25 protein-coding genes and 1 pseudogene are annotated in these 25,722 nt (G+C 40.7%); 19 read left to right on the top strand and 7 right to left on the bottom strand.

The annotated features are described in order from the left end of the window. The first annotated feature begins 60 nt into the window (after nucleotides 1-60). The 11 genes from FTU42_RS08245 to rplS all read left to right on the top strand — a co-directional run bounded on the left by FTU42_RS08245 (nucleotide 61) and on the right by rplS (nucleotide 9,710). Nucleotides 61-546, top strand: coding sequence for a prepilin-type N-terminal cleavage/methylation domain-containing protein (locus FTU42_RS08245; protein WP_180083240.1), 486 nt, complete (start codon nucleotides 61-63; stop codon nucleotides 544-546). Further along, nucleotides 543-1,088 (top strand): type IV pilus modification protein PilV, encoded by a 546-nt coding sequence (gene pilV, locus FTU42_RS08240; RefSeq protein WP_180083239.1) that lies wholly within the window; start codon nucleotides 543-545, stop codon nucleotides 1,086-1,088. Before FTU42_RS08245 ends, pilV begins: the two co-directional genes overlap by 4 nt. Further along, complete coding sequence (locus FTU42_RS08235; protein ID WP_180083238.1) at nucleotides 1,088-2,047, top strand: PilW family protein; 960 nt, start codon at nucleotides 1,088-1,090, stop codon at nucleotides 2,045-2,047. Before pilV ends, FTU42_RS08235 begins: the two co-directional genes overlap by 1 nt. Continuing rightward, the gene (locus FTU42_RS08230; RefSeq protein ID WP_180083237.1) at nucleotides 2,044-2,829 is read left to right on the top strand and encodes a pilus assembly protein; all 786 of its coding nucleotides are present in this window, start codon (nucleotides 2,044-2,046) and stop codon (nucleotides 2,827-2,829) included. The genes FTU42_RS08235 and FTU42_RS08230 overlap by 4 nt, the downstream gene beginning before the upstream one ends. A 13-nt stretch (nucleotides 2,830-2,842) precedes the next feature. Then, entirely contained in the window at nucleotides 2,843-6,505 is a 3,663-nt protein-coding gene (locus FTU42_RS08225; RefSeq protein WP_180083236.1) for a PilC/PilY family type IV pilus protein, read from the top strand. A 9-nt stretch (nucleotides 6,506-6,514) separates the two neighbouring features. Further along, complete coding sequence (locus FTU42_RS08220) at nucleotides 6,515-6,943, top strand: type IV pilin protein (protein ID WP_180083235.1); 429 nt, start codon at nucleotides 6,515-6,517, stop codon at nucleotides 6,941-6,943. Then, entirely contained in the window at nucleotides 6,937-7,386 is a 450-nt protein-coding gene (locus FTU42_RS08215; RefSeq protein WP_180083234.1) for a type IV pilin protein, read from the top strand. Before FTU42_RS08220 ends, FTU42_RS08215 begins: the two co-directional genes overlap by 7 nt. A 160-nt stretch (nucleotides 7,387-7,546) precedes the next feature. Then, nucleotides 7,547-7,804: a 30S ribosomal protein S16 gene (gene rpsP / locus FTU42_RS08210; RefSeq protein WP_004281198.1), complete on the top strand. Its 258-nt coding sequence runs from the start codon at nucleotides 7,547-7,549 to the stop codon at nucleotides 7,802-7,804. A 30-nt stretch (nucleotides 7,805-7,834) separates the two neighbouring features. Then, the gene (rimM, locus tag FTU42_RS08205) at nucleotides 7,835-8,383 is read left to right on the top strand and encodes a ribosome maturation factor RimM (RefSeq protein ID WP_180083233.1); all 549 of its coding nucleotides are present in this window, start codon (nucleotides 7,835-7,837) and stop codon (nucleotides 8,381-8,383) included. Between the two features lie 28 nt (nucleotides 8,384-8,411). Further along, nucleotides 8,412-9,146, top strand: coding sequence for a tRNA (guanosine(37)-N1)-methyltransferase TrmD (gene trmD / locus FTU42_RS08200; protein ID WP_005094272.1), 735 nt, complete (start codon nucleotides 8,412-8,414; stop codon nucleotides 9,144-9,146). A 186-nt stretch (nucleotides 9,147-9,332) separates the two neighbouring features. Then, nucleotides 9,333-9,710 (top strand): 50S ribosomal protein L19, encoded by a 378-nt coding sequence (gene rplS, locus FTU42_RS08195; protein WP_005094271.1) that lies wholly within the window; start codon nucleotides 9,333-9,335, stop codon nucleotides 9,708-9,710. Nucleotides 9,711-9,793: 83 nt separating this feature from the next. Here rplS and FTU42_RS08190 read toward each other — a convergent pair whose 3' ends face one another. The 4 genes from FTU42_RS08190 to FTU42_RS08175 form a co-directional block, all read right to left on the bottom strand. Beyond that, nucleotides 9,794-10,762: a triacylglycerol lipase gene (locus FTU42_RS08190; RefSeq protein ID WP_180083232.1), complete on the bottom strand. Its 969-nt coding sequence runs from the start codon at nucleotides 10,760-10,762 to the stop codon at nucleotides 9,794-9,796. A gap of 134 nt (nucleotides 10,763-10,896) precedes the next feature. Then, nucleotides 10,897-11,868: a triacylglycerol lipase gene (locus FTU42_RS08185; RefSeq protein ID WP_180083231.1), complete on the bottom strand. Its 972-nt coding sequence runs from the start codon at nucleotides 11,866-11,868 to the stop codon at nucleotides 10,897-10,899. An 81-nt stretch (nucleotides 11,869-11,949) separates the two neighbouring features. Beyond that, nucleotides 11,950-12,960 carry a triacylglycerol lipase gene (locus FTU42_RS08180; RefSeq protein WP_180083230.1) on the bottom strand — a complete coding sequence of 337 codons (1,011 nt, stop codon included), beginning with the start codon at nucleotides 12,958-12,960 and terminating at the stop codon, nucleotides 11,950-11,952. Between the two features lie 387 nt (nucleotides 12,961-13,347). After that, nucleotides 13,348-14,376, bottom strand: a complete 1,029-nt coding sequence (locus FTU42_RS08175) for a lipase secretion chaperone (protein WP_180083229.1) — start codon at nucleotides 14,374-14,376, stop codon at nucleotides 13,348-13,350. Between the two features lie 152 nt (nucleotides 14,377-14,528). Between FTU42_RS08175 and truB the strand changes: the two genes are divergently transcribed. From truB to FTU42_RS08160, 3 genes are all read left to right on the top strand, one after another. Then, nucleotides 14,529-15,434, top strand: coding sequence for a tRNA pseudouridine(55) synthase TruB (gene truB / locus FTU42_RS08170; RefSeq protein ID WP_180083228.1), 906 nt, complete (start codon nucleotides 14,529-14,531; stop codon nucleotides 15,432-15,434). 14 nt (nucleotides 15,435-15,448) lie between these two features. Next, nucleotides 15,449-16,216, top strand: a complete 768-nt coding sequence (locus FTU42_RS08165) for a TSUP family transporter (protein ID WP_074383607.1) — start codon at nucleotides 15,449-15,451, stop codon at nucleotides 16,214-16,216. Between the two features lie 126 nt (nucleotides 16,217-16,342). Further along, nucleotides 16,343-16,810 (top strand): hemerythrin domain-containing protein, encoded by a 468-nt coding sequence (locus tag FTU42_RS08160; protein WP_180083227.1) that lies wholly within the window; start codon nucleotides 16,343-16,345, stop codon nucleotides 16,808-16,810. A gap of 149 nt (nucleotides 16,811-16,959) precedes the next feature. On the opposite strand, the gene FTU42_RS08155 is transcribed toward FTU42_RS08160, so the two are convergent. Continuing rightward, the gene (locus FTU42_RS08155; RefSeq protein ID WP_074383605.1) at nucleotides 16,960-17,838 is read right to left on the bottom strand and encodes a DMT family transporter; all 879 of its coding nucleotides are present in this window, start codon (nucleotides 17,836-17,838) and stop codon (nucleotides 16,960-16,962) included. 310 nt (nucleotides 17,839-18,148) lie between these two features. Here FTU42_RS08155 and FTU42_RS08150 point away from each other — a divergent pair, with 310 nt between their 5' ends. After that, on the top strand, nucleotides 18,149-19,297 hold the full coding sequence (locus FTU42_RS08150; protein WP_180083226.1) for a hypothetical protein: 1,149 nt from the start codon (nucleotides 18,149-18,151) through the stop codon (nucleotides 19,295-19,297). A gap of 55 nt (nucleotides 19,298-19,352) precedes the next feature. Here the strand turns inward: FTU42_RS08150 and FTU42_RS08145 are convergent, their stop codons facing one another. Further along, nucleotides 19,353-20,219 (bottom strand): EamA family transporter, encoded by an 867-nt coding sequence (locus tag FTU42_RS08145; protein ID WP_074383603.1) that lies wholly within the window; start codon nucleotides 20,217-20,219, stop codon nucleotides 19,353-19,355. Between the two features lie 115 nt (nucleotides 20,220-20,334). Continuing rightward, nucleotides 20,335-21,567: a phosphoglycerate dehydrogenase gene (serA, locus tag FTU42_RS08140; RefSeq protein WP_005094251.1), complete on the bottom strand. Its 1,233-nt coding sequence runs from the start codon at nucleotides 21,565-21,567 to the stop codon at nucleotides 20,335-20,337. Nucleotides 21,568-21,921: 354 nt separating this feature from the next. On the opposite strand from serA, the gene FTU42_RS08135 reads away from it, so the two are divergent. From FTU42_RS08135 to FTU42_RS14885, 4 genes and pseudogenes are all read left to right on the top strand, one after another. Then, complete coding sequence (locus FTU42_RS08135) at nucleotides 21,922-23,331, top strand: FAD-binding oxidoreductase (protein ID WP_179999178.1); 1,410 nt, start codon at nucleotides 21,922-21,924, stop codon at nucleotides 23,329-23,331. Between the two features lie 171 nt (nucleotides 23,332-23,502). After that, a pseudogene (locus tag FTU42_RS08130) lies at nucleotides 23,503-24,584 on the top strand (RNA-guided endonuclease InsQ/TnpB family protein). A 104-nt stretch (nucleotides 24,585-24,688) separates the two neighbouring features. Then, nucleotides 24,689-25,066, top strand: a complete 378-nt coding sequence (locus tag FTU42_RS08125; RefSeq protein ID WP_100358170.1) for a hypothetical protein — start codon at nucleotides 24,689-24,691, stop codon at nucleotides 25,064-25,066. Nucleotides 25,067-25,148: 82 nt separating this feature from the next. Further along, nucleotides 25,149-25,388, top strand: coding sequence for a hypothetical protein (locus FTU42_RS14885; protein WP_005094237.1), 240 nt, complete (start codon nucleotides 25,149-25,151; stop codon nucleotides 25,386-25,388). Nucleotides 25,389-25,722: the final 334 nt, after the last annotated feature.

Here is a 25,722-nt window from a genome sequence, read left to right as displayed (position 1 = left end):
TTGTAATTCTAATAAGTAATAGTTTAAATGGGTCAGGCTTAGACCTAGGGGAGGGAGAGTATGCGTAAAATTCAGGGGTTCACCTTAATTGAGTTAGTTATAGTATTGGTTATTATGAGTATTATTGCTTCAATTGCTGCTCCCAAACTTTCTACAATACAAGAAAATAGACAAGTACAGAAAACGGTTAGAGACTTAGCAAGTGTCTTGACTATAGCTCGTTCGAACTCTGCAATCTATAGAAAGCCGATTACTGTTCATTTGAAAAAAGATGGTCAATCTGATAGTCAGAACATTTACTGGAATAGTGATAATGAAAAAACCGAAATTAAATTTTATACAGCAGAGTGTAAAGACAAAGTATTAAAAGAAAAAAAAGAAAGTTTAGAAACTATAGAATTTAATATTCAAGGGAATGTTAAAGACCTTCAAGGGCATATTTTAATATCAGTAAAAAATAATAAGGCTGAACAGTTTTTGCGATTGACTGCATTTGGTCGCGTAGAGATCTTGCCTGACTCGGGCTTAGGAGGTAAATGCGCATGATCATTAACCAAAAGGGTATGGGCTTGGTAGAAGTTTTAGTTGCTTTAGTTATTCTGGCAATTGCAGTACTTGGTTATTCTATATTGCAAGTAAGAGCGCTAGAAGCCTCTATTGAAGCAACTAAGCGCATACAGGGAATTAATCTTGCAAGGGATTTAGCAGAGAAAATTCGTGCTAATCAACAAGGTTTGTCTAAAGATATTGAAGTAGAGAGAGCGGATAAGCAAGGCAAAGAAAAATTAAACTCTTATGAGGATGCATTTCGGAGTAGCTTAGGCAAGCCATATGATAATTGTTTTAAAGAAAAAAAATGTGATTACCAAAAATTAGCAATAGAAGATGTTAGGCAAATAAAAGCAAAAGCTTCAGAAACTGGTATGAAGATTGCTTTTGAGCCTTGCGATGGTTTAATGCGCGAGCGTTATTGTATCTATGTTGCTTGGGATGAAACACAACCAAAGAATGGTAGTGGTAAAAATGATTGTACTAATAATGGTACTTACCATTCTAATTCTAAATGTATAGTAATGGAGGCCTACTAATGAAAAAAAGTATTCAAGGTATGTCTCTTGTTGAGGTGCTCGTTACTTTGTTAATTGGAACACTTGTTGCCGCTGCTGCTTTGCAAGTTTTATTGACAAGCACCTTAAATTATAACATGCAAAAGTCTATGTCAGAGTTGCAAGACAATGGTAATTTTGGATTAAACTATATTATTCGTGATATTAAATTGGCAAATTTAGATGCTAATCAAGCAATTATTAATGATCGGAATGATTATGGCGGCATTGTTTTAACAAGTCGTAGTAGCTATAGCGATTTAACAGAGGATGAGCTTGCTGCTCAATCTATGAATTTTCCCTCTCATTTGAAAACTAATAGTGGTTTGGATTTAGTATCTAGGACGGGTATTCATACTTCAACTGCAGGCGAAAGTGATCAATTAGTTATTCAATATCGTGCATATGAACCAAACACTTTTGATTGTGAAGGTAATGAGATTAAACAGAATGAAATTGATCGTGGAACGTTTATTGTTCAACGGTATTTTTTGCGAACAGATGGGGATGGATATGGATATGCATTAGCTTGTGATGCAGGGCGTTATCAAACGTTACTTGCAACTCCTCCTCAAGCGATTACCGGTTTAGGGGATAATGGGCAAATTGTTATCAGACGTGTAGATCATTTTAAATTTCTTCTTGGTATTAAAGAAAATGATAGTGATGAATATCGCTATGTATCAGTAAAAGATTATTTTGATGGAGACAATAAGCTCGTAAAGGATACAGTTGCAAGACCAAGAATTATGTCTATACAACTTGGGATATTGTCCAGAGGTTATGATCCGGTTGGTACTAATGAAACTGTACGAACTAAATTTAATGTGCTAGATGAAGAGGTTGAGGTAAAAGATACTAAAAATAATAAATACCTTCGAGAAGTAATCACACAAACCATAGCACTCCGTAATGGTTATGGTCTTATGGAGGAGCTATGATAAATAATAGATATCAGCAGGGTGCAGCATTCATTGTTGTCATGTTTGTTTTATTGTTGGTCACTATAATTGGGGCTTTAGCAATCAAGCAAAGTTTAACTGGTTTAAATATTGCGACTAATAGTCAAATACAAGCATTATTACAGCAAAATAGTGATGCCGCTTTTTTTGCAATAGAGAGAGATAATAGGGACAGTACTTTACTTCAAAAAAATTTGAGTTCTTTGGGGATGCTGGGTTTAGTAAAATCGGATCAATTTTTAAATAAGGAAGTTGTATTCTGCTATAGACCGAAGACAGCCTCAACCATGTTCTCTTTGTCAAGAACAAGTATTATTTATTGGGAAGAGAAAGAAGAAGGTGGTAAAAAAGAAATCGTTATTAAAAATAGAGAACTCGGCTCAGAAGGGTTTTGTAAGCACAGTTCTAACTTTTTTACCTCATCGAGAGATACAGTAATTACTCAAATTGCAGTAAAAAAAGCTAGTCTTGATACTGATGTGCCATTTAAATTTTTCCCTCTGGGTACTGATACAACTACGGTTCAGTTGGATCAGGTGCAGCCTGTTCGAATCATTATAACTTCAGTACTGCCGGGGGCTGCAACAAAATCTTGGACTAAAGATAAAGTTAATGAATGCTTTGAAAATAATATGAATGAAAAAATTCCAGGATATTCAGATGAAAATACTGTGGCAAAGTGTTTGGGTGATTTAGGTATGCCGTATAGCCAACAGGTTATGGACTATGCAGTAATTAGTTATGCGAAACAAGGCAGTTAAGGGGATTTTTGCTATGAATACTAAATTCAAAAAAATAGTTGTAGCAAGCCAAGCGAGTGCAATGACTGTCTTGGTATGTAGTGCTGCATATGGTAGTGATATTGAATTATATAAAGCTCCACAAACATCACAAACGACATTAATGTTTATGATTGATGTGTCAGGGAGTATGAATCCAGACAGCAATAAATTCGGAGAGAATCGATTACAAAGTGTAAAAGATGGGATGAATATATTACTGAGTGGAGGAACAGTTAATGGTAAAGTTCTATCTCCAATTGAGGATAAACTTGCTGTAGGGTTATCTACATTTAACCATCAAACTGGACGAATTAAGTTAGAAGCAAGGAAACTGAATGATTTGGTAGATAATAAAAAAATATTTAAAGAGAGAGAAATAGAATATAGTGCTTCTAAAAAAGTTTATATAGAAAGACAAAACTGTATTAATTACTGTGATAGGAATTATGCAACTTTTGGTAATAGTCAAAATCAAGAACCTTCAGTTAATCAAGTACAAACTATTAAAAGTGATACAGTACAGGAGTGTACAGAATGGGATTCATTAGACTTAAATTGTACTAATTGGAAGACCTCTACTCAGCCTATTAGAGTTGATGAAGAAGCCGAAACAATAATTAAAAATTCAAATATACAGAGTAATGATTGGGTTTATTATACTAATAGTGCTCGTACAAAATATACTTACCGAGAACGTACAGTAACTGAAATTGGAGCAGAAATTAAAAAAAACCAAAAACAATATGTAACTTTTCAGGAAGAGCACCGTATTCGTTTGTTAAGAGCCGTTAAGAGTCTTTCTGCAATTAATGGTACTCCTACGGCAGCAGCGTATGCTGAAGTTGCTTCTTATATGTTAGGAACGTCAACAAAAAGTAAGTCTGGTTCAGGATTTTTAGAATCTAGTTCAGATAATTCAATTATTCGTAATAATAATAATTATATAAAGCCTGCAACAATCGACTCAACAAAACAATGTAATACCCAAGGAATTTATTTTCTAACAGATGGTGTTCCTGAATATCCGAGTGATTATAGTGCTTTAGATATTACAAAAGCTGCTTTAAACTCAGTATCATTTGCTTGTGATTCAACTGTACTTGGAACAAGAACAACAAAAGTAGGAAAAAGTACTGTTAACTATTATGATGGTAACACCGCTCGGGATAACTGGAAATGTATAGGAAGTCTAGCGAAAAAACTTGTAGATGCTGATAATCCTCAAAAAGTGTCTATTCTGACTGCTGTTGTGGGATTTGGTACCGACATGTCTGGAACTTTTCATAGTGATGTTGGTGAAAGTGAGCGTGCAAAACGTAAAAATGATATCGCAGATGCTAAGGCGTGGGGAGAGCTGGGGGAAGGTGGTTTTTATACAGGAACTAACTCTGAAGCAGTAGTTTCTAGTGTAAATAAGTTCTTAAAAATTTTGGATAAATATATTCCTGCAGTTACTACAGGTTCAGTAACAATCCCTGTGGACAATTTAGATACACAGAATATTCAGCCATGGGGCTATTTCCCTCAATTTGATCCGCAGCCTAGCAGTACAGCAGTAACGTGGGTAGGGAATGTAAAAAAATATAAAAATGAAGCAGGTACATTGCAGGATCGTGATGGTAAAGCTATTATGACGGATGAGGGGATATCTGTAGATGATCCTTATGATTATTGGGCAACAAATCTTAAAAAAGAAATTATTAAACGTGTAGATGGAGAAGATAAAAGAGTATCCGTTAGAATTGGTGGTGTTTTAAGCAATATTAAAGTGGAACGTACAGCTACAGAGTTTGTTGAAAGAAAAGTATTTACAGATCGCCAAAAAATAACTGTAAAGGATAACCAATCACTTGCTTCGACTATTAAAAAAGGAGATCTGATACAGCTGAAATCCGAGGATTTATCCAAACTAAATACTGCTAATAATTTCGCACAGGACCTAAAGCGTGGATATTTAGCAGCACTATTTGGATATGATGTCGATAGTGATATTGCTGCATCTTTAACAACAAATACATCGGCTGCAAGTCATACGACTTTCAAAACATTTTTAACTGATAATACTAATGCTAAATTAAGACAAATGGGCGCAGTCATGCATTCAAAGCCTATTTTATTAACTCAAAGCGGAAAAACGGCATACGATGAAAAAACAGATACTTTAACCTATACTGACCGAGATGATTTAATTGTATTTGGTTCAACTGCTGGTCTTTTACATGTAGTCAAAGCTGGAGATGCTAAAAATGGCTATGGTGGTGGTGAAGAGGTATTTGCTTTTGCTCCAAGTGAATTAATTGATAAACAAGCTGAAGGCTTTTTAAACAATCAACAACAATCCGGTGAACTTCATTACGGCATAGATGCTCCTTGGACGGCCTATACAGAATACGTGACTAAAGGAACAGGAACGAACCCTGAAGTTACCGTAAAAGGAGGTAAACAATGGATCTATGGTGGTCTACGTATGGGAGGGCGAAGTTATTATGCCTTAGATTTATCTGATGTTACGTCCACCTCAGGTACACCGAAAATTAAATTTAAAATTGATCCCGCAGCAGTCGATGCCCCCGCAGCACTCACACATATGGGCGAAAGTTGGTCTAAACCTACAATTACTTGGGTGAATTGGCAAGGTAAGCGTAAGCTCGTAATGGTTGTTGGTGGTGGATATGACCGAGTGTATGAAAATCCAAATAATTCTTTAACTCCGACTAAAGGCGCAGGCATTTATATGTTTGATGCTGATAATGGAGATTTATTATGGTGGTCAAGTAAAAATGCTACGAATACTGTAAAATCTAATAAAGTTGATGATTTAAAATATAGCGTGGTAAGTCAAATTAAAGCAGTAGACCGTAACAACGATGGTTTAGCAGATCATTTTTATTTTGGGGATTTAGGTGGTCAACTATGGCGTGTAGATTGGAGTAATAAATCTACGACAGGGACCTCTGGTGAAGCGGCACGTGTGACACGTATTTTAATTGCAAACAATGGCAAAGACTCTCCTCGTTTTTACACGACACCTACATTTACTATTCATAATACTGCAAATGGATATATGGCTGTGGTGACAGTGGGTTCTGGAGACTTAAGCTCTCCTATGTCTGCTGGTGCGAATGAAAATGATGCAATGTTTGTACTCTTTGATAAAGATGTAACTAAACGAAATTTATCTGTTTTGACATCTAGTCAATTAAAAACAAAAGATATTCTTGTGAGTAATCTTGTTCTCAATAAAGAGGGTACTGACTCAATTTCTACACACATAGCTGGATGGTATTATCCAATGCCAGCTAAGTACCGTATATTAAATGATCATGTAGCTATCGATAATGACTTATATGTCAGTATCTTTAATGCAAATATTGAACCAGATGATGTTGATTGTACTGGTGGAGTGAGAGGGGAAAGTAAAGTAAAGTTATTTTGTTTACCGTATGGTGGAAAAAAATGTTTTACAAGTAAAAATTCCACCGGAGATGAAGTTAAATATGATAATGAATTCGAATTAGGAAAGGGGAATATTGGTATTAGTTTTGGTGGTATGAATCGTGACCGTTCAATGGTGCTTAATATTCCAAATACGAATAAGTTAAAGAATTATAAAGGCAAAACCCAATTTATTTCTCAACGTTGGTATGAAAGATAAGGGGGGGGTATGCAGAACATAAGAGGCTTTACCTTAATAGAGTTGATGATTGTTGTGGTGATTATTTCTATTTTAGCAATGATCGTCGTTCCTAGTTATCAGGCTTATATTAGAAAAAGTCAGGAAGCAAAAGTAGAATCCCAGATTCTACTTCTTTCTGAACAGTTAGAACGGCATAAAGCACGAAATTTTAACTATAAAAACTTTAATATGTCTGCTAATTTACCGAGTGGATTTACCTTGAAAATAGTTGATTTAGATGATACAGCCCAGACATTAAATGGGGATAGTGTTTTGGGAAGAGGATGGATGATTCAAGTTCTTGCATCTGATAATAAGGTACATAATTATTTAATGTCGAGTGATGGGCTTAAATGTAAATCCTTACTTCCTTCCGAAGTAAAGTTTAAATGTAATGGAGATGCTAAAACATGGTAAAAGAAGCATCAGGATTTACCTTGATAGAAATCTTAATTGTTGTTGTCATTTTAGGAATTTTAGCTGCTATATCTATCCCTAGTTATAATCAATATATTATCAAAGCAAATCGAGTTGATGCTCAAACCACTTTAGTTGACATTGCTTCTAAGATTCAGCGCTATAAAGTTTCTCAAGGAAGTTTATCAAACGGAAGTTCTGTGATTAAACTGACAGATTTAGGGTATCCAGCATTGTTGGAAATTCCACAGAATAGTAAACCCTTATACAAGGTTGAATTATCATCTGTGACAGTAGAGGGAGCATGGGAGTTAATAGCTGAACCAAAAATTTCGACAAAACAGGAAGGTGATGGATGGCTTTGTTTAAATCATAAAGGTGAACAATTCTGGTCTAAAGGAGTTGATGCGTGTAACTTCTCATCAAATTCATCATGGAACTGATAACTAATACCAGATTCAGTAAATCCAAAATTCTACCTAAACACTTTTTAATCTTTCATTCAGGGCAAAGTTCAAGTAAAATACTGCCCTCTATGAAAGGGGTTTGAGCTGTATCGATGGTCGGTACAAGGATAATCCGTAAAAACTATAAGGTTCTATCATGGTTGTTATTCGTCTTGCACGCGGTGGTGCTAAAAAACGTCCGTTCTATCAAATCATTGTGACTGATAGCCGTAATGCACGTGACGGTCGTTTCATCGAACGTATCGGTTTCTTCAACCCTACAGCTCAAGGTAAAGCAGAAAAACTTCGTTTAGATGCTGACCGTTTTGCTCACTGGGTTTCTCAAGGTGCTCAACCTTCTGATCGTGTTGCTTCTTTAGCTGCTCAAGCTAAAAAAGCTGCAGTTGCTGCATAATTTTTATATAAATTAGGTAGTAGCTTGCCCATGACACCAACACAGAATGTTCCCGAAGATCGTATTCAGATTGGACAGTTGCGTTCAGCATATGGATTAAATGGGTGGCTCTGGGTCTATTCCAATACAGAACCCATGAGCAACATATTTGACTATCTGCCTTGGTACATTGAGACCAAAGCAGGTTGGCAAATTGTCGATGTAAAACGTTGGAAGCCACATGGTAAAGGCCTGGTTGTTTCGCTGAAAGGTGTGAGTGATCGCACTGGCGCAGACGAACTGGTTGGCTCCAATGTCTGGATCTCTAAATCGCAACTGCCTCAAGCAGGCGTAGATGAGTACTATTGGTCGGATTTAAAAGGTCTAACTGTGTTAGGTCTGGACGATCAGGAACAAGAAGTCAATCTCGGTCAAATTTTTGAGCTGTTTGAAACAGGTGCTAACGATGTGATGGTGGTTCGCGCAACTGCCGTCAGCATCGACGGCGAAGAGCGAATGATCCCATGGCATAAAGATGTGGTGCAACGCGTTGATCTTGAAGCTGGTCGTATCTACGTCAATTGGGGCGTAGACTACTAAGAATTTTTCGGAAATACGGGAGTCTGCGATGTTTTTTGCAGTCATTACGCTTTTTCCTGAAATGTTTGAAGCGATTACAGCCTACGGTATTAGCGGGCGCGCAGCAAAACGTGATTTGATGCAAATTCATTGCATCAATCCTCGCGATTTTGCGACGGGCAACTATAAACGGGTGGATGAACGTCCATTCGGTGGTGGTCCGGGTATGGTGATGATGGCGGAGCCTTTGGCACAAGCAATCCACCGTGCCAAAGAGCTTGCAAATGAAGCAGGCGCAGTTCATGTTCCTGTGGTGTATATGTCACCGCAAGGAAAAACCTTAAACGAAACTGCAGTACAAGACTTCGTTCAATATGACGGATTGATTGTACTGTGTGGGCGTTATGAGGGGGTCGATGAACGTTTGATCCAGCAATATGTTGATCAGGAATGGTCAATTGGTGATTATGTTTTGTCGGGTGGTGAACTGCCAGCGATGGTTTTATTGGACAGTATTATCCGGAGGCTTCCGGGGGCGATGTCTGATGAGCAATCCCATGTGCAAGACTCCTTTGTGGATGGTCTGTTAGACTGCCCACAATATACCAAGCCTGACCAGTTTGAAGGTTTGGATGTGCCTGAGGTACTTAAATCAGGTCATCATGCAAACATTGAAAAATGGCGGTTTTTGCAGCGTTATCAACGGACACTTGAACGTCGACCTGAACTGGTCGAACAAGTAGAATTGACCAAGCAGCAAAAAAAATGGCTGAAAGATTTGTAAGACATTGCTGAGAAATTGGTGCTGTCTTCGAAAACGGTACTTAAATTGAGTTTAAGTATTCTTTAATAGGCTCTTTAAAGTTGAGATGGTCAACTTTAAAGGGAAAGATAATCGGGTCTATGCGCTTTAGCCTCTAGCCCCCGCGATGATCAGACCTCTTCTGACTCGCATTATTGGAGATACCCCATGAGCGGTAAGCATCCTTTAGTTCAAGTAATTGAAAATGCACAATTGAAACAAGACATCCCTGCTTTCGCACCAGGTGATACAGTGATTGTTTCTGTAAAAGTTAAAGAGGGCGACCGTGAGCGTCTTCAGGCTTTTGAAGGTGTGGTAATTGCGAAGAAAAACCGTGGCTTGAACTCTGCGTTCACAGTACGTAAAATTTCTAGCGGTGTTGGTGTTGAGCGTGTATTCCAAACTCACTCTCCAATCGTAGCTAAAGTTGAAGTGAAACGTCGTGGTGATGTTCGTCGCGCTAAACTTTACTACCTACGCGAATTGTCTGGTAAAGCTGCACGTATCCGTGAAAAATTACCAGCTCGTAAAGTTAAAGCTTCTTAAGTTTAGGCTCAAGTTAAGTTTTATCTCGAGTTAAAAAATGCGCCTTTGGGCGCATTTTTTATATTCTAATATTGATATAAGAACTATAAGCCTTGCAGCTTCAACCGGTTGGCATGTTGGCGATACACATCGACCGGGTCAGGGGCAAAGATGCTTTTCAGGCCCAAGACCATATTGACTTCATCTAAGTGATTCCAGTTGTAGTTATCACGAATGGTTTTACCAAATTTGGCACTACAGCGAGAGACCAGACCATCATTGTCCTTGCCACCATCAATCAGCAGGCTGGTGACTTTCAAAGCAGAGTCAGGATCGAGAATATTGGTGACTGTGCCGGTGCCGGTAAATGAATAGTTATAAATATTATTCTGTTTATAGGCACCTTCGCCACAGGTCGTGCTTGACATTCCCAGCGGATATTTCTGATTAAATTGTGCCGATCCTGCCAGTGTCAGACTGCGACCACCTGCAAGAGAATCATGCGGGAAGCTGTTTGGATCCAGTCCTTGGGCCCAGGTGATGGCTTTAGATACTAGATTAATCCCACCGACCAAAGGGCCTTGTAGTGGCGTATCTTCTGCCTGAAGAATCAGATCTGCAACTGGTGAGCCTTTATGCGGCGCACCGACCGCAGTCAGAGAGGCGACCAGTTGAGACGCTACACCAGCGACATAACGAATCGTGGGACCACCATGAGAATGACCAATCAGATTGACTTTAGATGCGCCTGTAATCGCCCGAATTTCCTTCACTTGTTCTAAGAGTTGTTCACCGCGAATTTCTGATGAGTTAAACGGCGATACTCGGGTCGCCCAGACATTGCCACCATTGCGGGCCAGATCTGGTAAAATCTGATACCAGTAATCCAGACCAAATTGATCTGTTCCGACCCGGATAAAGCCTGCCATCCCGTGTGCAAACACGATGGGATATTGGGTCTTGGCATAGTGTGAGCTGGCTTTCGCTGTGACCTGACTGGCTTGAGTGGATGCCTGAGCCGTGACACATGTGCCAGCCAGCAGCAGACTGGTGATGAATAAGCCGTATTTCATATATTTTCCTCATTTTTGTTGTTTTGACAGGATGATTCTTATCCTGCTTTGCCAAATGACCCATCCGAAACGGGCGAGTTAGGTTTTAAGTTGCTGTATTTAAAAATTATGATTGATGGATAGCAGTGAATGATTTATAAGCCTTGCAGTTTGAGCCGGTTGGCATGTTGGCGATAGAGTGCAATCGGGTCTTGGGCAAAAGGCCCTAAAATGCCGAAGAACTGGTTCACTTCATCGAAATGATTGTGGTCATAGTCCTGACGAATGATCTGACCATAACGTCCACTACATAAAGGTAGAGCGCCATCATTGGCTTCACCTTTCAAGAAAGTCCCGCCTAAACTGACAATAGTCGATTCAATGATATCCAGAGGATTGGTGGTTTGCCGGTTGCCCATCCAGAAGTAATGATGAATGCCATTGGCTGTGATCTTCATGCCTTGGGTCTGACAGTCTTCAGGAATCGCAGCAGAACCGTATTTTATATTGAAGGCTCGAATGTCTTCAGGATGCATGGCACTTAAGGCCGCTGTGATATTTACCGGATATTGATTTGCTGTCACCAGATTCATGCTGTAGCCCAGAATTGTTCCAATGGCATGAATCAGCGGTTCTAGTAAAGGTGTCTGGCTGGCATTGACAAAAACAGGTGTGCCTTTCATCGCACCTGCAATTGCGGTCAGTGAAGCCACTTTGGCAGGTGCAACAGCTTCAATATATTGAATGGTTGGTCCACCTTGACTATGTCCAATCAGATTGACTTTAGCTTTACCCGTCAGTGCAAGAACTTCGTCAATTTGTAGTAACAGCTGTTCACCACGTAGTTCATTGGATGCAACCGCAGATAATTCCGCGGAAAATACACGCGCACCATGACGGGCTAAATCTTGCGGGATCTGATACCAATAATCTAAACCGATGTTATCGGTTCCAATGCGGTTAAAGCCCAGACCGAAGCCATGGACAAAGATGAGCGGATAATGGGTTTTGGCGTAGCTGGATATAGCGAATTTGGGTGTATATTCAATCAATGGACTCTGCTTGGCATAAGCCAAGGAACAACTGAATCCAATAAATAGACTGAATACCAGGCTTATTATTCTCATTATTCTATCTCTGCTTCATCCGGGAAAATGATGACCGCTTATATAGCAAAGCCTTTATCAATCCTGATAAAGGCGAGCAGCTTACAAACCTTGCAGCTTTAAGCGGTTGGCATGCTGACGGTATAACGTCACTGGATCTGGGGCGAATAGACCTTTCAAGCCAAACATCATGTTGGCAAGATCGGTATGGTTGAGTTTGTAATTGTCATTAATCACTTTGCCCATATAAGCACTACAGCGTGCGACCATACCATCATTGTTTTTATTGCCATAAGACAGTGGGCCCAGTTGCATTAAAATCGTATCGATGTCTAAGGCATTGGTGGCTTGTGCCACACCTGTCCATGAATAGTAATAAATACCTTTAGAATCTTTAGGTTTGAGGTTTTTATTACAGTTCTCAGTTGCTGCTAAAACGCCGTCTTTGACTGCTTCTTTTGCAACAGTTGCATTAAAGTTTTTTGATTCTGTTTGGGTTAATGATTTCATGGATGCATCAAAATCGATTTCTAATTCAGGTTTAAGCTGAGCGAGTGCAATTAAAGGTCCCACAATATAGTCACCTAAAATATTAAACGCGGTGCGGCTTAAACTATTGCTTTGAATATCGTCAGCAACTTTAGAACCATGATAGGTACCAGCAACGCCTGTAATCGATGCCAGATATTCTGGTTTAGTGGCAGCGACATAGAGCACGGTTGGCCCGCCATGAGAGTGACCAATCAGGTTGACTTTGTGTTTGCCGGTGATTGCTATCACATCTTCAACCTGGCTGATCAGCTGTTCACCGCGATGTGCTGTCTTATTTGCCGGAGACAGCTGTGCAGCAAAGACGGTAGAACCATTGCGTGCCATATCCGGTAGAATCTGATACCAGTAATCCAGCCCGATGCTGTCGGTGCCAATACGTGACCAGCCTAGCCAGCCATGTACCATCAGAATAGGATATTTGGTTTTGGCATAATCAGATCTTGCCTTTTCAGTGACCTGTGTCGCACTTGCCGTGGCATGGGCCTGTGCAGAAAAGCTTAATCCCAGAGTTGTTGCTAAAGTCACAGTCAGTAACTGTGCTGTCTTGCTGAAAGTACGCATAAGCATCCCTTTTTAATTTTATCGTTATTAAAGCAATCATTGCTTTTCTAGAGTGTTGTAAGCCACAAAATCAGACTTTGGACCATACAGTTTTGGCCTTCTATGGCTGAGCAATTTTTCTTTTGAGTAGCGGTATTTTTTCACTTCAACGCGCTAAAACCATGTCATTTTAGGACACGACAGAGAGAAGAGATTTACATTGTAAGAATATGTTTTATTTACGGCTGTATTTAAATTTTAAGTTGTTGAAATACAAAACACTCATTGAGGTTATTTTGTGTAAACAAGAAATATTTAGAAACAAAGTTAGGGCGGGAGATATGAAGGCATAAAGCTTTCGATATGAGGATCATAAAAAAAGCCATCAACAGGTGATGGCTTTTAGGCTTAATTCGCAAAGGGCAACTTGCCGCCTTGATCATGAATCTGTTCAAAGGTTTCGACCCGCAGCTGGTCATTCGGCTGTTGAAAACGTTGCTGGCGCAGCTTCTCGACGGCTTGCTGTTTGGCGCTGTCACTCATGCCACTTTGCATGATGCTATCCCGTTCATTGAGATACGTCGTGACACTGGATTTCCAGCTAGCACGTTCGCCATCCAGTTGCTCCAGACGTTGCGTGGCTTCAGGGCCGACCAGGTTTAATCGCATTTGACGAATCTCTACATTTGAGCCACCACGCGCTTTAATGTCTGCGCTGAGTTTGCGTAAATCTTCGAGTTTATTCAGTTGTTCCAGATTTTCCTGCCAGTCTTGTGGTAATTGTTCAAACAGATTTTTGAGCTTCTGGGCTTTTTCAGACTCGCTTAAGCTGTTGTCTGCCAGCACGGCCATACGGTCAAGCGTATATTCATGATAGGTGTCTTCGGTACCAAATAAACCTTCAATTTCATAATTAGAAAAATATTGTTTACGCAAATTCTGGGTGCTGCTATAGATGCTGCAGTAATAGGCCGGATCTTCCTGATCGAGGCCTGTCGGTGCAGTCAGTTGGCCTAAACCTTGACGATACTGAATATAGCGATCCCATAAATCCAGAATTTGTGAGAGAGCGGGTTCTTTATGATTCTGGCGAATGTAAGTTTTAAAATCCTGTTGAATCTGCGCCAGATTTTTTTCACCAAACTGGGTAATAAAATATTCAAAACAGTTTCGAGTCTGTTCATTGACAGTCAGACGGTTACTCGCATCCAGCTGCATCTGGCAATTGATTTCGGTATCTTTCTGGCTGGCACTGGAAAACGCTGCATTGGCAGGGCTGGTCATACTTAATGCGGCAGGTTCGCCGCGGCGTTCACTAAGAGGTGATTGGCCAATAGTCTCTGTCTGTGATTCATTCTGAGGAGATAGCCAGAGCATCAGGGTGATAAAGCACAGCACCACCAGAGCCAGAATGATCCATATCTTGTATTTCTGCATATCCTATGCACCTGTTTTTTCGGTTTCATTATTTTTAGAGTTTTGATTCAGCTGAATATGCCATAAAAATCATCAGATACCATAGAAAAGTTGTAAATCATCGCACAGGGTTTTACCATGGCGCCAATTTATAAAATGTCTGATTTTTTGCCATGAAAGCATCATCTCCTAAAATTCAGCGTCGTCATCTTAGTGGTGTCTTCCTTTTGAATAAACCCTTGGGCATTAGTTCTAATGCTGCATTGCAAAAAGTTCGCTGGTTGTATCGTGCGCAAAAAGCAGGCCATACTGGGGCACTGGATCCTCTGGCCTCGGGTTTATTGCCGATATGTTTAGGTGAGGCGACCAAGTTTTCGCATTATTTATTAGATTCAGTCAAGCGTTATCAAACGACGGTCTTTCTTGGACATAGCACCACCACCGGCGATGTCGAAGGCGAAGTCTTATTAGAAAAAGCGGTTCCTGAACTTTCGGAAGCGTTGATTCAAGAAACCTTGACACAGTTTATCGGTGATATCCAGCAAGTGCCACCGATGTATTCGGCGCTGAAAAAAGAAGGCCGTCCTTTATACGAACTGGCACGTAAGGGCATCGAGATTGAACGTGAAGCGCGCCCGATTAGCATTCTGGCCATTGAGCTTTTATCCTTTACTGAAAATAGCATCACGCTGGATATTACCTGCTCTAAAGGGACTTATATCCGGGTACTCGGTGAAGATATTGCCAAAGCCTTGGGTACTTACGGTCATCTGACCTATTTACACCGCATTAAAACCGGTCATTTTGATTTGATCCCGAGTTATACCATTGAATATCTGGAAAGCTTGAATGAAGACGAGCGTGATAGGTTGTTGTTGCCGGCTTATGCGCCGGTGCAACATTTCCCGCAAATCCAAGTGCCAGAAGGGCGGGTAGAATATTTTAGCCGTGGTATGGAAAGTAATATCGAGCATGAAGCAGCTGAACAGGTCTTGGTTTTTGATGGTGAAAAATGTTTAGGCTTGGCAGAAATTAGTGATAAAAAACGCCTGGTGCCAAAACGCGTCTTAAACCTCTAAGCAAGGTCTGAAATATGGATATTGAGATCATCATCAGTCTGATTGTCTTTGCATTTTTTGCAGGGGCAATTGATGCTGCCGTAGGCGGTGGTGGTCTGATCCAGATTCCGGCAATTATGGGCAGTCTGCCGCATTTACAGCCGGCTACCGTATTTGGTACCAACAAACTGGCCTCGATTTTTGGTACTGGCTCTGCGGCATTTTCCTATTTGCGTCAGGTAAAACTGCCGTGGTTGCTCTTGGGCGTGATTGCAGCTTGCAGTTTCATCAGCTCGTTTATGGGTGCGGCCAGTGTCACCTTGATTCCGGTCGAAATCCTCAAACCTTTTGTATTGATCATGCTGATTGTCATCGCGATTTATACCGTGATGAAAAAGCAGTTTGGTCAGGTGCATGTTCAGCAAAAGCTCACCAAGAAAATGTTGGCATTGGCAGTTTTGGGCAGTCTGGCCATCGGATTTTATGACGGAATTTTCGGGCCGGGTACGGGCAGTTTCTTTATTTTCTTTTTCATTCGTTATTTAAGTGTCGATTTTTTACATGCTTCAGCTTTATCTAAAATTGCCAATTTCACCACCAATCTGGCAGCGTTAACTTTCTTTATTCCCAGCGGCAATGTGCTATTTATGGTCGGGGCGATGATGGCGGTGGCCAATATCTGTGGTTCCTTGCTGGGTGTCAAATTAGCCTTTAAATATGGCAGTGGCTTTATCCGGATTTTATTCCTGATTCTGGTCAGTTTACTGATTTGCCGGATGGCCTATCAGATGTTTTTTATATAAGAATAGATGTAAACCATTCTCAATATTAAAGTTTTTTATACAATTTGTACTTATAAAACCTCCTGAACCCATGCCATTTTCTTTCTATGATGTAAAAAGGCAGGGCGAAAACAGGAGAAAAATTAGATGACCACCATTTTTGAAGCATTAAGAGAAAGTCATGAAATTCAGCGTGATCTTGCAGGAAAATTACTACAAACTTCAGGGGATACAGCAGAACGTCGTGAGCTGTTCAAACAACTCAAGAATGAATTATTTGCCCATGAAGCGGCTGAAGACCGCTATTTTTATATTCCCCTGATGATGACCGATTCGGGCTTGAATATCACCCGGCATGCCTTGGCGGAACATCATGAAATGGACGAGATGATTGAAGAGCTGACTGCAACAGAATTGAGTAATCCGGGCTGGATTGCAATTGCCAAAAAGCTTTCCGAAAAAGTGCATCACCACTTAAAAGAAGAGGAACATGGTTTCTTCCAGCAGGCGGGTAAAATTCTCGGTGAAGAGCAAAAGACCGCTTTAGCAGTGCAGTACAAGACTGAATATCAACGTTATAAAGACATGAAAAAAGATATGCTGGTACAAAGCTAAATTTTAACTTCAAATCGAATAAATGAAAAAGATGGCGATACAGCCGTCTTTTTTATCCGGATTCATTTCTCCGAGGTATTTCTCCTAAAGGGAGAAAGCACAAAAATGAATGAAAATATTGAGTCAGTTGCCCAGATCCCAATCAGGCTTTATGCATTCCGTTCTGCCGCTCCTTGACGCGCGGCACGTACTGTCACACCGACAGAGGCCAGCATAATACACACCAGAGCGACCGCTTGCAGTACCGTGATTTTCTCACCCAATAACAGAAAACCGGTCAAAGCTGCTAAAGCCGGAGAGAGGCTGGACAGGGTGCCATAGCTCATTTTGTTTAAATGCTGTAAGGCTTTTAAATCGAGGGCATAAGGAATCGCGGTGGCCAGAATTGCAATCACAATGGCCTTGCCCCAATGTTGTGTATCAATCAATGCGGGCGCGTTGTTGTAGAGCCCGATCGGCAGCAGACACAATGCTGAAATACTGATGGCAATGGTCAGTGCATGCATGCCGATATTCTGCTGAACTACACGTTGGCCAAAGAAAATATACAGCGCCCAGCAGAAACCTGCCCCCAAGGCACAAGCTGCGCCCAACAGGTCAAAATTACTGCTATTGGCCTGTCCCCATGGCACCATCAGCGCGATGCCCAAAATGGCCATCAATACCCAGATATAATCACTACGGTGTTTAATCGACAGTAGAGCCAGGCCCAAAGGGCCAATAAACTCCAGACCTACCGCAATGCCCTGCGGTAAACGACCAAGTGACAGATAGAATAAAATATTCATGACCCCTAAAGCCGCGCTATAGCAGAGTAAATCCCGCCATTTTAAAAAAGGCAAACGTGAAATTATTTTCCAAGAGCGGAACATGACGCAGACAATGATTGCAGCAAAACAGAGTCTTAAAATGGTGACAGTAATCGGATCCAGTACACTAAACAGCTGTTTGGCAAAAGATGCACTGATCTGGTACGAAGTCATGGACAAGACCATGAAGAATACGGCAAGAAGTTGGGCGTTTGGCATGAAAGCAGCTTCTACCCAGAGCGGGTGAAAATGAGAAATAGAAAGAAATGAAATTATAGCAAACTGGTTGATTTTTGCTGAGTAGGCCAGAGCAATATTTTGTGAATGCAACTTAAGTTTGGAGATAATCAATTTACATTTTAGCTCAATCAAATATGTGAAGTTTTAAATTCAAAATTAAACTTACCTCAGGTGTGGTTACAAATTAATCAATTTTTAATTTGATCTTATTTTTATATTTATTAAAATATCTTAGATCCCAATTCGGGGCAGCATTAAAATAACAATGAAAATAATAAGGTAGATAATAATGAAATTACGAATACTTTCTTGCGCCATTTTGGGCTGTATGCTTGCAGCATGTGGTAGCTCTGATAATTCGGATAATAATACACCAGTCCCTAGCCAACCGGCTCCAAGCAATCCTGGTAATCCGACCAATCCTGGAACCCCGGGTGATGGAGCATCAGACATAGTGTCGGAATTCTACAACTATCAGTTCAACTTGCCGAATGCTGATACAGCAGACATGGAGTCGAAAAAACTTCTATTGGCCAGTCATAAAAATAAAATTACTGATGGCATATTATATGCGGATGATAACAGTGTCGTGGATACTGAATATAATATTGAGGAGAACATGGTGTTCCCGACTTATGTCACCGCTAAAGGGGTATTTCCTGCAGATCGGACCCGTACAGCATTCGGCTATAAGCTGGAAAAAGTACTGGAAAATACGACCACTCAATTTAAGAGTCGTCCTGTGACCCTACCGGAGAACAACATCAGTAATCATTGGCATATAGAGTGGTACGACCTGTCAGGAAAAGCATTAACTGAACGTACCAATATTGCTGTGGTAAAAATGTATGAGGATGCTGCAACCAGAGTGTTATTTAATAGTGATAATACGACAGCCGCTGACCGTAAATATTATAATGAGTTTGCAGCCAATTTTATTGATTTGCAGAAGGCGCGCACATTTCCGAATGGATCTAAATGTTTCCGTCTTCAGGCAGAACATCCGGAAGAAGAATATATTGAATTTGATCCGGAAACAAAAACTGACTATCGCACGCTGGCTGATTGGCAGGCACAAACGTCTGTCCAGGAGCTGGCAAAAATTATTCTAGATGAGACCATGGCTGGCTTGAAATATAAAAAGGCAGAATATAAAGATGCTGCTATGCAATATTACAAATATTTTGGTGCGATCGAATATCAAGGAGGAATTTATAACAGTGCGTTCTCGGAACATGGAGAACATATTGATCACAACGATTATGTTGCCCAATCACGAAAAGTGGCTTTAGACAAATTAAAGGAAAATGATGCCAGTCCTTTAATGATCAAATGGACAGAATACACTTATGATCAGCTTGCTTTTGCATGTGATGGCTATAATGTGACAGCAGCCACTGTATTAAATACGGCGATTAAAGACGCAACACCACGTTAAAATGATTCTAATAAAGCTATTTTAAATAAAGGCGCTATAGCGCCTTTATTTTTATTCAATGTTTTCGTCTTTGACTGGTCACCGTACAGCCAATTGAAGCACTAATAATCGTGGCCAGTGCCAGCCATTGTGTCCACAATAAAGTTTCACCCAAGAAGATAAAACCAGAGAGTGCTGCGATTGCAGGTTCCAGACTCATCAATGTACCAAAACTCAAGGCGGTTAAATTTCGCAGGGCAATCATTTCCAGAGTAAAAGGCAGGGCGCTGGCCAGCACAGCCAGAGCCATGAAATATAACAGGCTGATGGGTTCAAAGGTATGCGCAGGAATGCCAGCAAAAAGCGCAATTGGCATCAGCACCAGCATCCCGACCAACATGCCCAAGCACACGGTATGGTTGCCGGAAACCCCGGAAGGCTTTTGCCCAGCGACGATGTATAGCGCCCAACAGGCACCCGCACTTAGGGCAAATAGAATCCCGACCGGATCAAGTGGCTGTGCAGCCTGATCAAAGGGAAACAGCAGAATCAGGCCTAAAATCGCCAATCCGACCCAGACAAAATCAAATTTTTGCCGCGCATAAAACAGCGCCACACTTAAAGGGCCAATGAATTCAAAAGCAACCGCAATGCCCAGCGGCAAGCGATCAATCGACAGATAAAACAATAAGTTCATGCCAGCCAGAGCTAAGCCATAGCTCATAATTGCTAACCATTTCACCTGTTTGAAATGAATTTGCCAAATTTTAAAAATCAATGCCAAAATTACAGCACCCAAAAGCAGACGCATGGCTGAAACGGTCAGAATGGGAAACTGACCGAACAGATATTTGGCAAAGGAGCCACTGCTTTGCATACTGATCATCGCGATCAGGAGAATCAGTGGCGCTTGTACAATAGGTGCAATTTTAAAATTCAGCATAACTTAATAGGTTTCGATTTCTCGAAGAGCGGAAGAACAGTAAAGGCTGAAAAATAAAAACCTTAAAAAACAAAAAACCACAGCCCGAAAGCTGTGGTTTTTTCATATTGTTAAATTAGAACAGTACGCGTACGCGGATTGTTCCTTCAACTTCATGTAGGGTATCGAGTGCTTCTTTAGATGCAGTCGCGTCTACGTCCATCACCAGGTAACCGACATCACCTTTGGTCATTAAAGACTGGCCAGAGATGTTAATGCCATGTTCAGCAAACAGGTTGTTGATCTTAGAAAGAACGCCCGGCATGTTTTTATGAATGTGCAGTAAACGGTGTTTACCTTCAGTCAATGGCAGCGCAATTTCCGGGAAGTTCACTGCAGATAAAGTCATACCTTTATCTGAATAGGCAACGAATTTCTCAGCAACTTCCAGACCGATGTTGGCTTGTGCCTCCATGGTCGAACCACCCACGTGCGGAGTCAGGATCACGTTTGGAAGGTTACGCAGTGGAGAAACGAATTCTTCACCATTGGCTTTCGGCTCTTTCGGGAATACGTCTACTGCAGCACCAGCAATGTGACCAGACTTGATCGCATCTGCCAGATCTTCAATCACAACACATGTACCACGTGCTGCGTTCAGGAAGATTGCACCTTCTTTCATTTGCGCAAACTGTTCTTTGCCAAAGAAATTACGGGTAGATGGCAGATCCGGAACATGTAGAGTAACCACATCTGCATTGGCCAGTAATTCGCCCATAGAACCGACTTGACGTGCATTTCCTAAAGGTAGTTTTGTCACTGCATCATAATAGGTCACTTTCATGCCCAGGCTTTCAGCCAGTACAGAAAGTTGTGAACCGATTGAACCGTAACCAACGATACCTAAAGTTTTACCACGTGTTTCGAATGAACCGACAGCCGATTTGTTCCAGCCACCTGCATGTGTATCTGTTGATTTTTCAGGTACACGGCGCAGAAGCAGAATCGTTTCTGCCAATACCAGTTCAGCAACTGAACGGGTATTTGAATACGGTGCATTAAATACCGGAATACCGCGACGCATTGCAGCATCGAGGTTAACCTGATTGGTACCGATACAGAAACAACCCACAGCAATCAGTTTGTTCGCAGCTTCAAATACTTCTTCAGTCAGTTGAGTACGGGAACGAATACCGACGAAGTGAGCATCTTTAATCGCTTCTTTCAACGCTTCGCCTTCGAGCGCTGTTTTACGATAGTCGATGTTGGTGTATCCAGCTGCATTCAATGTATCGATTGCGTTCTGGTGAACGCCTTCTAACAATAGAAAACGGATTTTATCTTTAGGTAGAGATAGATGTTGGCTCATTACGGCTCCGCTACAAAGGCCAAATTTAGTCGCGGTATAATAGCACAGGAAAAGGGCGGTTATACATTTCCTTGATGACGGCAATATCAGCTATTTTTGCAAGTGATAGTAGTGAAAATGATAAATCTGGTTGATTTAAATATTCATTTTCAAAGGTATATTATCAAAATTGTCATTTTTTAAAGGAATCTCCTAAAAATAGCTTATAATATTGCGCCATGCTGTTTAAGCTGCCATTTTTGGTGCTTTAATCATCATGTTTCGCCTGATTTGTATACAGGCTTTTATGCCTAAAAAATATGTAAATAAACCAGCGAAGTCTCTCTTGTTTAAATCATGCTAGGTCTGCAAACGATGAATGCTCCAGTCGCTTTAACCCCTGAGTTATTGACCCAATTGACGGCAATTTTGGGTGAAAACCGTATTAAAACCGATACGGACAGCCTCCAGAATTGGGGTCGTGATCATACGAAACACTTTGATCCAAACCCATCGGTCATCGTTTTTCCTTCGACGACTGAACAGGTTCAAGACATCGTAAAATTGGCAAACCAGTTTAATGTTGCAGTCACCCCATCAGGCGGTCGTACGGGTCTGTCTGCAGGTGCAGTTGCAGCCAATGGCGAGATTGTGGTGAGCATGGACAAGATGAACCAGATTCTGGAATTCTTCCCGGCAGACCGGATGGTTCGCGTGCAGGCAGGCGTGGTGACTGAACAGTTGCAAAACTATGCTTCCGATCAGGGTATGTATTATCCTGTTGACTTTGCTTCTGCGGGCTCAAGCCAGATTGGCGGGAACATCGGCACCAATGCCGGTGGTATTAAAGTCATTAAATACGGCATGACCCGTAACTGGATACTTGGCCTGACGGTGGTGACCGGTAAAGGTGATGTATTGCGTCTGAACAAAGGCATGATCAAGAATGCCACCGGTTATGCACTTCAACACTTGTTCATCGGTGGTGAGGGTACGCTGGGTCTGGTGACTGAAGCAGAAATCAAGCTTGAACGTCAACCGCAAGACCTGCAAGTGATGGTACTGGGTGTACCTGATTTTGATGCAATCATGCCGTTATTGCATGCTTTCCAGGCGAAAATTGATTTAACCGCATTCGAGTTTTTCGGTGAACTGGCAATGCAAAAAGTATTGGCCAATGGTCATGTACAACGTCCATTTGAAACTGAATGTCCATTTTATGTTTTGCTTGAGTTTGAAGCGCCGTTTGAGCCGATTATGGACAAGGCGATGGAAATTTTTGAGCATTGTATGGAACAAGGTTGGGTTCTGGATGGCGTTCTGAGCCAAAGTCTGGACCAAGTCGAAAGCTTATGGCGTTTACGCGAAGACATCTCTGAGTCAATCGCACCGTTTATTCCATACAAAAATGATATTTCAGTATTGATCACGCACGTTCCTGCATTTATTAAAGAAATTGATGCAATTGTTGCAGAGAACTATCCAGACTTTGAAATTTGCTGGTTCGGTCATATCGGTGACGGTAACTTGCATTTGAACATCTTAAAACCAGCGGATTTAAGCAAGGATGAATTCTTCGCTAAATGTCAGGTAGTAAACAAGTATGTCTTTGACACCGTGAAAAAATATGATGGTTCAATTTCAGCCGAACATGGCGTAGGGATGACCAAGAAGCCATACCTTGAATATTCACGTTCTGCGGAAGAAATCGAATATATGAAAGCCCTGAAACAAGTGTTCGATCCAAATGGTATTATGAACCCGGGTAAATTATTTGATCTTTAATCTGATCGGATTTTAAAAGTTTACAAAAGCGCATCGCAAGTTGCGCTTTTTTTATCAAATGAAGCGTAAAACTCTGTCCTTCAGAGCAGAGATATAAGCGACACGACATAAAATGTCGTTTTAAGAATTGCCCAACATAGGGTATAGAGAAAAAATTGTTAATATAACCACATGAAAACACTTAAATTACGCATAAAAGACAAACATTGCAAGGTGCTAGATCAATTAGCATCTGAGATGAACTTTGTTTGGAATTATGTCAATGATTTAGGGTTTAAGCATCTAAAAAGAAAAGGTGAATTTCTATCAGCCTATGATGTTGCCAAATACACCAAAGGCGCATCGAAAGAATGCAATCTACATAGCCAAACCATTCAGGCTGTTACAGAAGAGTTAATCACTCGAAGAAAACAGTTCAAGAAAGCAAAGCTGAAATGGCGTGTGAGCAATAAGAAGTCAGCGAGAAGATCACTTGGTTGGATTCCTTTCAAGAAAGTAGCCATCAAATACGCTGATGGATATGTTCAGTACGGCAAGCATCAATTTAAGTTATGGGATAGTTACGGATTAAGTAAATACAGCGTGAGAACAGGCCCATTCGTTGAGGATAGTCGTGGACGGTGGTATGTATGCCTTGTAGTGGATTCATCTAAGCAAAATAAACCTACTGCAACTAAAGCGATTGGTATTGATCTCGGTTTAAAAGACGTTGCCACCTGTTCTGATGGTACTGTAATTTCAAATCCTAAGTTCTATCGGAAATATGAACAGAAATTAGGTATTGCTCAACGAGCCAAGAATAAAAAACGTGTACGTGCATTACACGCTAAAATTGCTAATTGTCGTAAAGATCATTTGCATAAGGCAAGCACCATGCTTGTGAGAGAAAATGCACTGATTGTTATTGGCGATCTGAGTGCGGGTAAACTTGTAAAAACTAAAATGGCAAAATCTGTTTTAGATACAGGTTTTTCAGCATTCAAAACAATGCTCAAGTATAAATGCGAGAACGCAGGGGCAATGCTTGAAGAAGTAAGTGAGAGATTCACAACCTGAGAAACATTGTTTCGCAAGGTTCGTGCTGTGGTGAGATCACTTCTAGCAGTCCGAAAGGTAGAACAGATTTGCGAATAAGAGTATGGGAATGTGAATGCGGAAGTTCCAATAACAGGGACGAAAATGCAGCGAAGAACATACTTGCGCTTGGGCATAAGCGTCTAGCAGTAGGAATCACCTCCGTTTCAGGGAGGTGAGGATGTCAATGCTGTGTAAATGGGGTTACATAGTCTAAATAGCGTTAAGCTGAAAAGCGCGGCATGATGAATTTGTATAATAAGGATAATCTGGGTTAAACAATATGTTACGGTTATTGGCGGTTACAGCTTTAGGTCTGGGTATGATGATGTCGGGTTGTACCACTACCCAGCAGGTGATTGCAAAAGTGCAGTCTTCTTCGGATACACCTTTGGATCAGGTGCTTAAAATGAGGCCTGATTTACGTAATGAACTGGCAACAGTCGAGATTCGTCAGTTTTTTAATAATGTGGAGTCACCGACCGTTGGGCAGGTGAAAGTGACTGAAACAGGTTTGTTGGATGATTCGGTCAAATCAGTACAGACCATTTATCATTTCAAAAAAGAACAGAAGAGCTGGAAAATGCACAATGCTGAAAAGTTATATCAGTGTGCACGTGGTTCAAATACCAGAAACTTCCAGAAAGCAGCCTGCCCATAATAGTGTTTGATCTTTAGTCAGAATTTAGTTAAAAGCGTATCTTAGTGATGCGCTTTTTGCTTTTGGGAAGAGGGGGGAGTTGATGGACTCAAATATATTAGCCGCTACAATTGGCGTGATTGGAGGATTTTTAGCTTCACTCTTATTATTCTATCTAAATAGGTTTTATACCAATTACGATAAAAGAAAATCAGAAAAAATCCTACGAGAAAAATTATTGTATCGTGAGAAAGATAGTGAATTAGAGGCAGATCAAAATTTTATTTTTTCTTTACCTGACTTGAAAAGAGGTGTATTTAAACTGTCATATCAATTGGGATAGCGAAATTGCTCTTAATATGATGAAAGGTAATGAAGACTTAATCTGGTTTTTAAGATTCTGTTGGCTGAGCTTAGTAAAATTTTTTCCTCAAGACCATTTTTCAACAGAAGGACATGTTAATTATATTGATAAATTTATCATGGATAGGGCTAACTATCATTACTCTAGATTAGACTGTAGTGACCAATTAAAAAGTGGAAGTATTTCGTAAGCGTCCGCTGAACCCCACTTTTTCTAACTCATTAATACCGCGATAGTGTCCACTTAAATTTAAGTGGACACCTATTTATGGATTTAAAGACAGTTATAGACAGTGCACCAACGCTAAAAAAGC

Origin of the sequence: Acinetobacter sp. YH12102, assembly GCF_013419125.1 — a bacterium.
Classification (GTDB): Bacteria; Pseudomonadota; Gammaproteobacteria; order Pseudomonadales; family Moraxellaceae; genus Acinetobacter; species Acinetobacter pseudolwoffii.
The sequence above is the reverse complement of the archived record's forward strand: the minus strand, read 5'-3'. Positions and strand labels throughout refer to the sequence as shown.

Coding starts and splice junctions, on each gene's coding strand:
- FTU42_RS08245 (WP_180083240.1), top strand. CDS start 61: ATGCGTAAAATTCAGGGGTTCACCTTAATTGAGTTAGTTATAGTATTG.
- pilV (WP_180083239.1), top strand. CDS start 543: ATGATCATTAACCAAAAGGGTATGGGCTTGGTAGAAGTTTTAGTTGCT.
- FTU42_RS08235 (WP_180083238.1), top strand. CDS start 1,088: ATGAAAAAAAGTATTCAAGGTATGTCTCTTGTTGAGGTGCTCGTTACT.
- FTU42_RS08230 (WP_180083237.1), top strand. CDS start 2,044: ATGATAAATAATAGATATCAGCAGGGTGCAGCATTCATTGTTGTCATG.
- FTU42_RS08225 (WP_180083236.1), top strand. CDS start 2,843: ATGAATACTAAATTCAAAAAAATAGTTGTAGCAAGCCAAGCGAGTGCA.
- FTU42_RS08220 (WP_180083235.1), top strand. CDS start 6,515: ATGCAGAACATAAGAGGCTTTACCTTAATAGAGTTGATGATTGTTGTG.
- FTU42_RS08215 (WP_180083234.1), top strand. CDS start 6,937: ATGGTAAAAGAAGCATCAGGATTTACCTTGATAGAAATCTTAATTGTT.
- rpsP (WP_004281198.1), top strand. CDS start 7,547: ATGGTTGTTATTCGTCTTGCACGCGGTGGTGCTAAAAAACGTCCGTTC.
- rimM (WP_180083233.1), top strand. CDS start 7,835: ATGACACCAACACAGAATGTTCCCGAAGATCGTATTCAGATTGGACAG.
- trmD (WP_005094272.1), top strand. CDS start 8,412: ATGTTTTTTGCAGTCATTACGCTTTTTCCTGAAATGTTTGAAGCGATT.
- rplS (WP_005094271.1), top strand. CDS start 9,333: ATGAGCGGTAAGCATCCTTTAGTTCAAGTAATTGAAAATGCACAATTG.
- FTU42_RS08190 (WP_180083232.1), bottom strand. CDS start 10,762: ATGAAATACGGCTTATTCATCACCAGTCTGCTGCTGGCTGGCACATGT.
- FTU42_RS08185 (WP_180083231.1), bottom strand. CDS start 11,868: ATGAGAATAATAAGCCTGGTATTCAGTCTATTTATTGGATTCAGTTGT.
- FTU42_RS08180 (WP_180083230.1), bottom strand. CDS start 12,960: ATGCGTACTTTCAGCAAGACAGCACAGTTACTGACTGTGACTTTAGCA.
- FTU42_RS08175 (WP_180083229.1), bottom strand. CDS start 14,376: ATGCAGAAATACAAGATATGGATCATTCTGGCTCTGGTGGTGCTGTGC.
- truB (WP_180083228.1), top strand. CDS start 14,529: ATGAAAGCATCATCTCCTAAAATTCAGCGTCGTCATCTTAGTGGTGTC.
- FTU42_RS08165 (WP_074383607.1), top strand. CDS start 15,449: ATGGATATTGAGATCATCATCAGTCTGATTGTCTTTGCATTTTTTGCA.
- FTU42_RS08160 (WP_180083227.1), top strand. CDS start 16,343: ATGACCACCATTTTTGAAGCATTAAGAGAAAGTCATGAAATTCAGCGT.
- FTU42_RS08155 (WP_074383605.1), bottom strand. CDS start 17,838: ATGCCAAACGCCCAACTTCTTGCCGTATTCTTCATGGTCTTGTCCATG.
- FTU42_RS08150 (WP_180083226.1), top strand. CDS start 18,149: ATGAAATTACGAATACTTTCTTGCGCCATTTTGGGCTGTATGCTTGCA.
- FTU42_RS08145 (WP_074383603.1), bottom strand. CDS start 20,219: ATGCTGAATTTTAAAATTGCACCTATTGTACAAGCGCCACTGATTCTC.
- serA (WP_005094251.1), bottom strand. CDS start 21,567: ATGAGCCAACATCTATCTCTACCTAAAGATAAAATCCGTTTTCTATTG.
- FTU42_RS08135 (WP_179999178.1), top strand. CDS start 21,922: ATGAATGCTCCAGTCGCTTTAACCCCTGAGTTATTGACCCAATTGACG.
- FTU42_RS08125 (WP_100358170.1), top strand. CDS start 24,689: ATGTTACGGTTATTGGCGGTTACAGCTTTAGGTCTGGGTATGATGATG.
- FTU42_RS14885 (WP_005094237.1), top strand. CDS start 25,149: ATGGACTCAAATATATTAGCCGCTACAATTGGCGTGATTGGAGGATTT.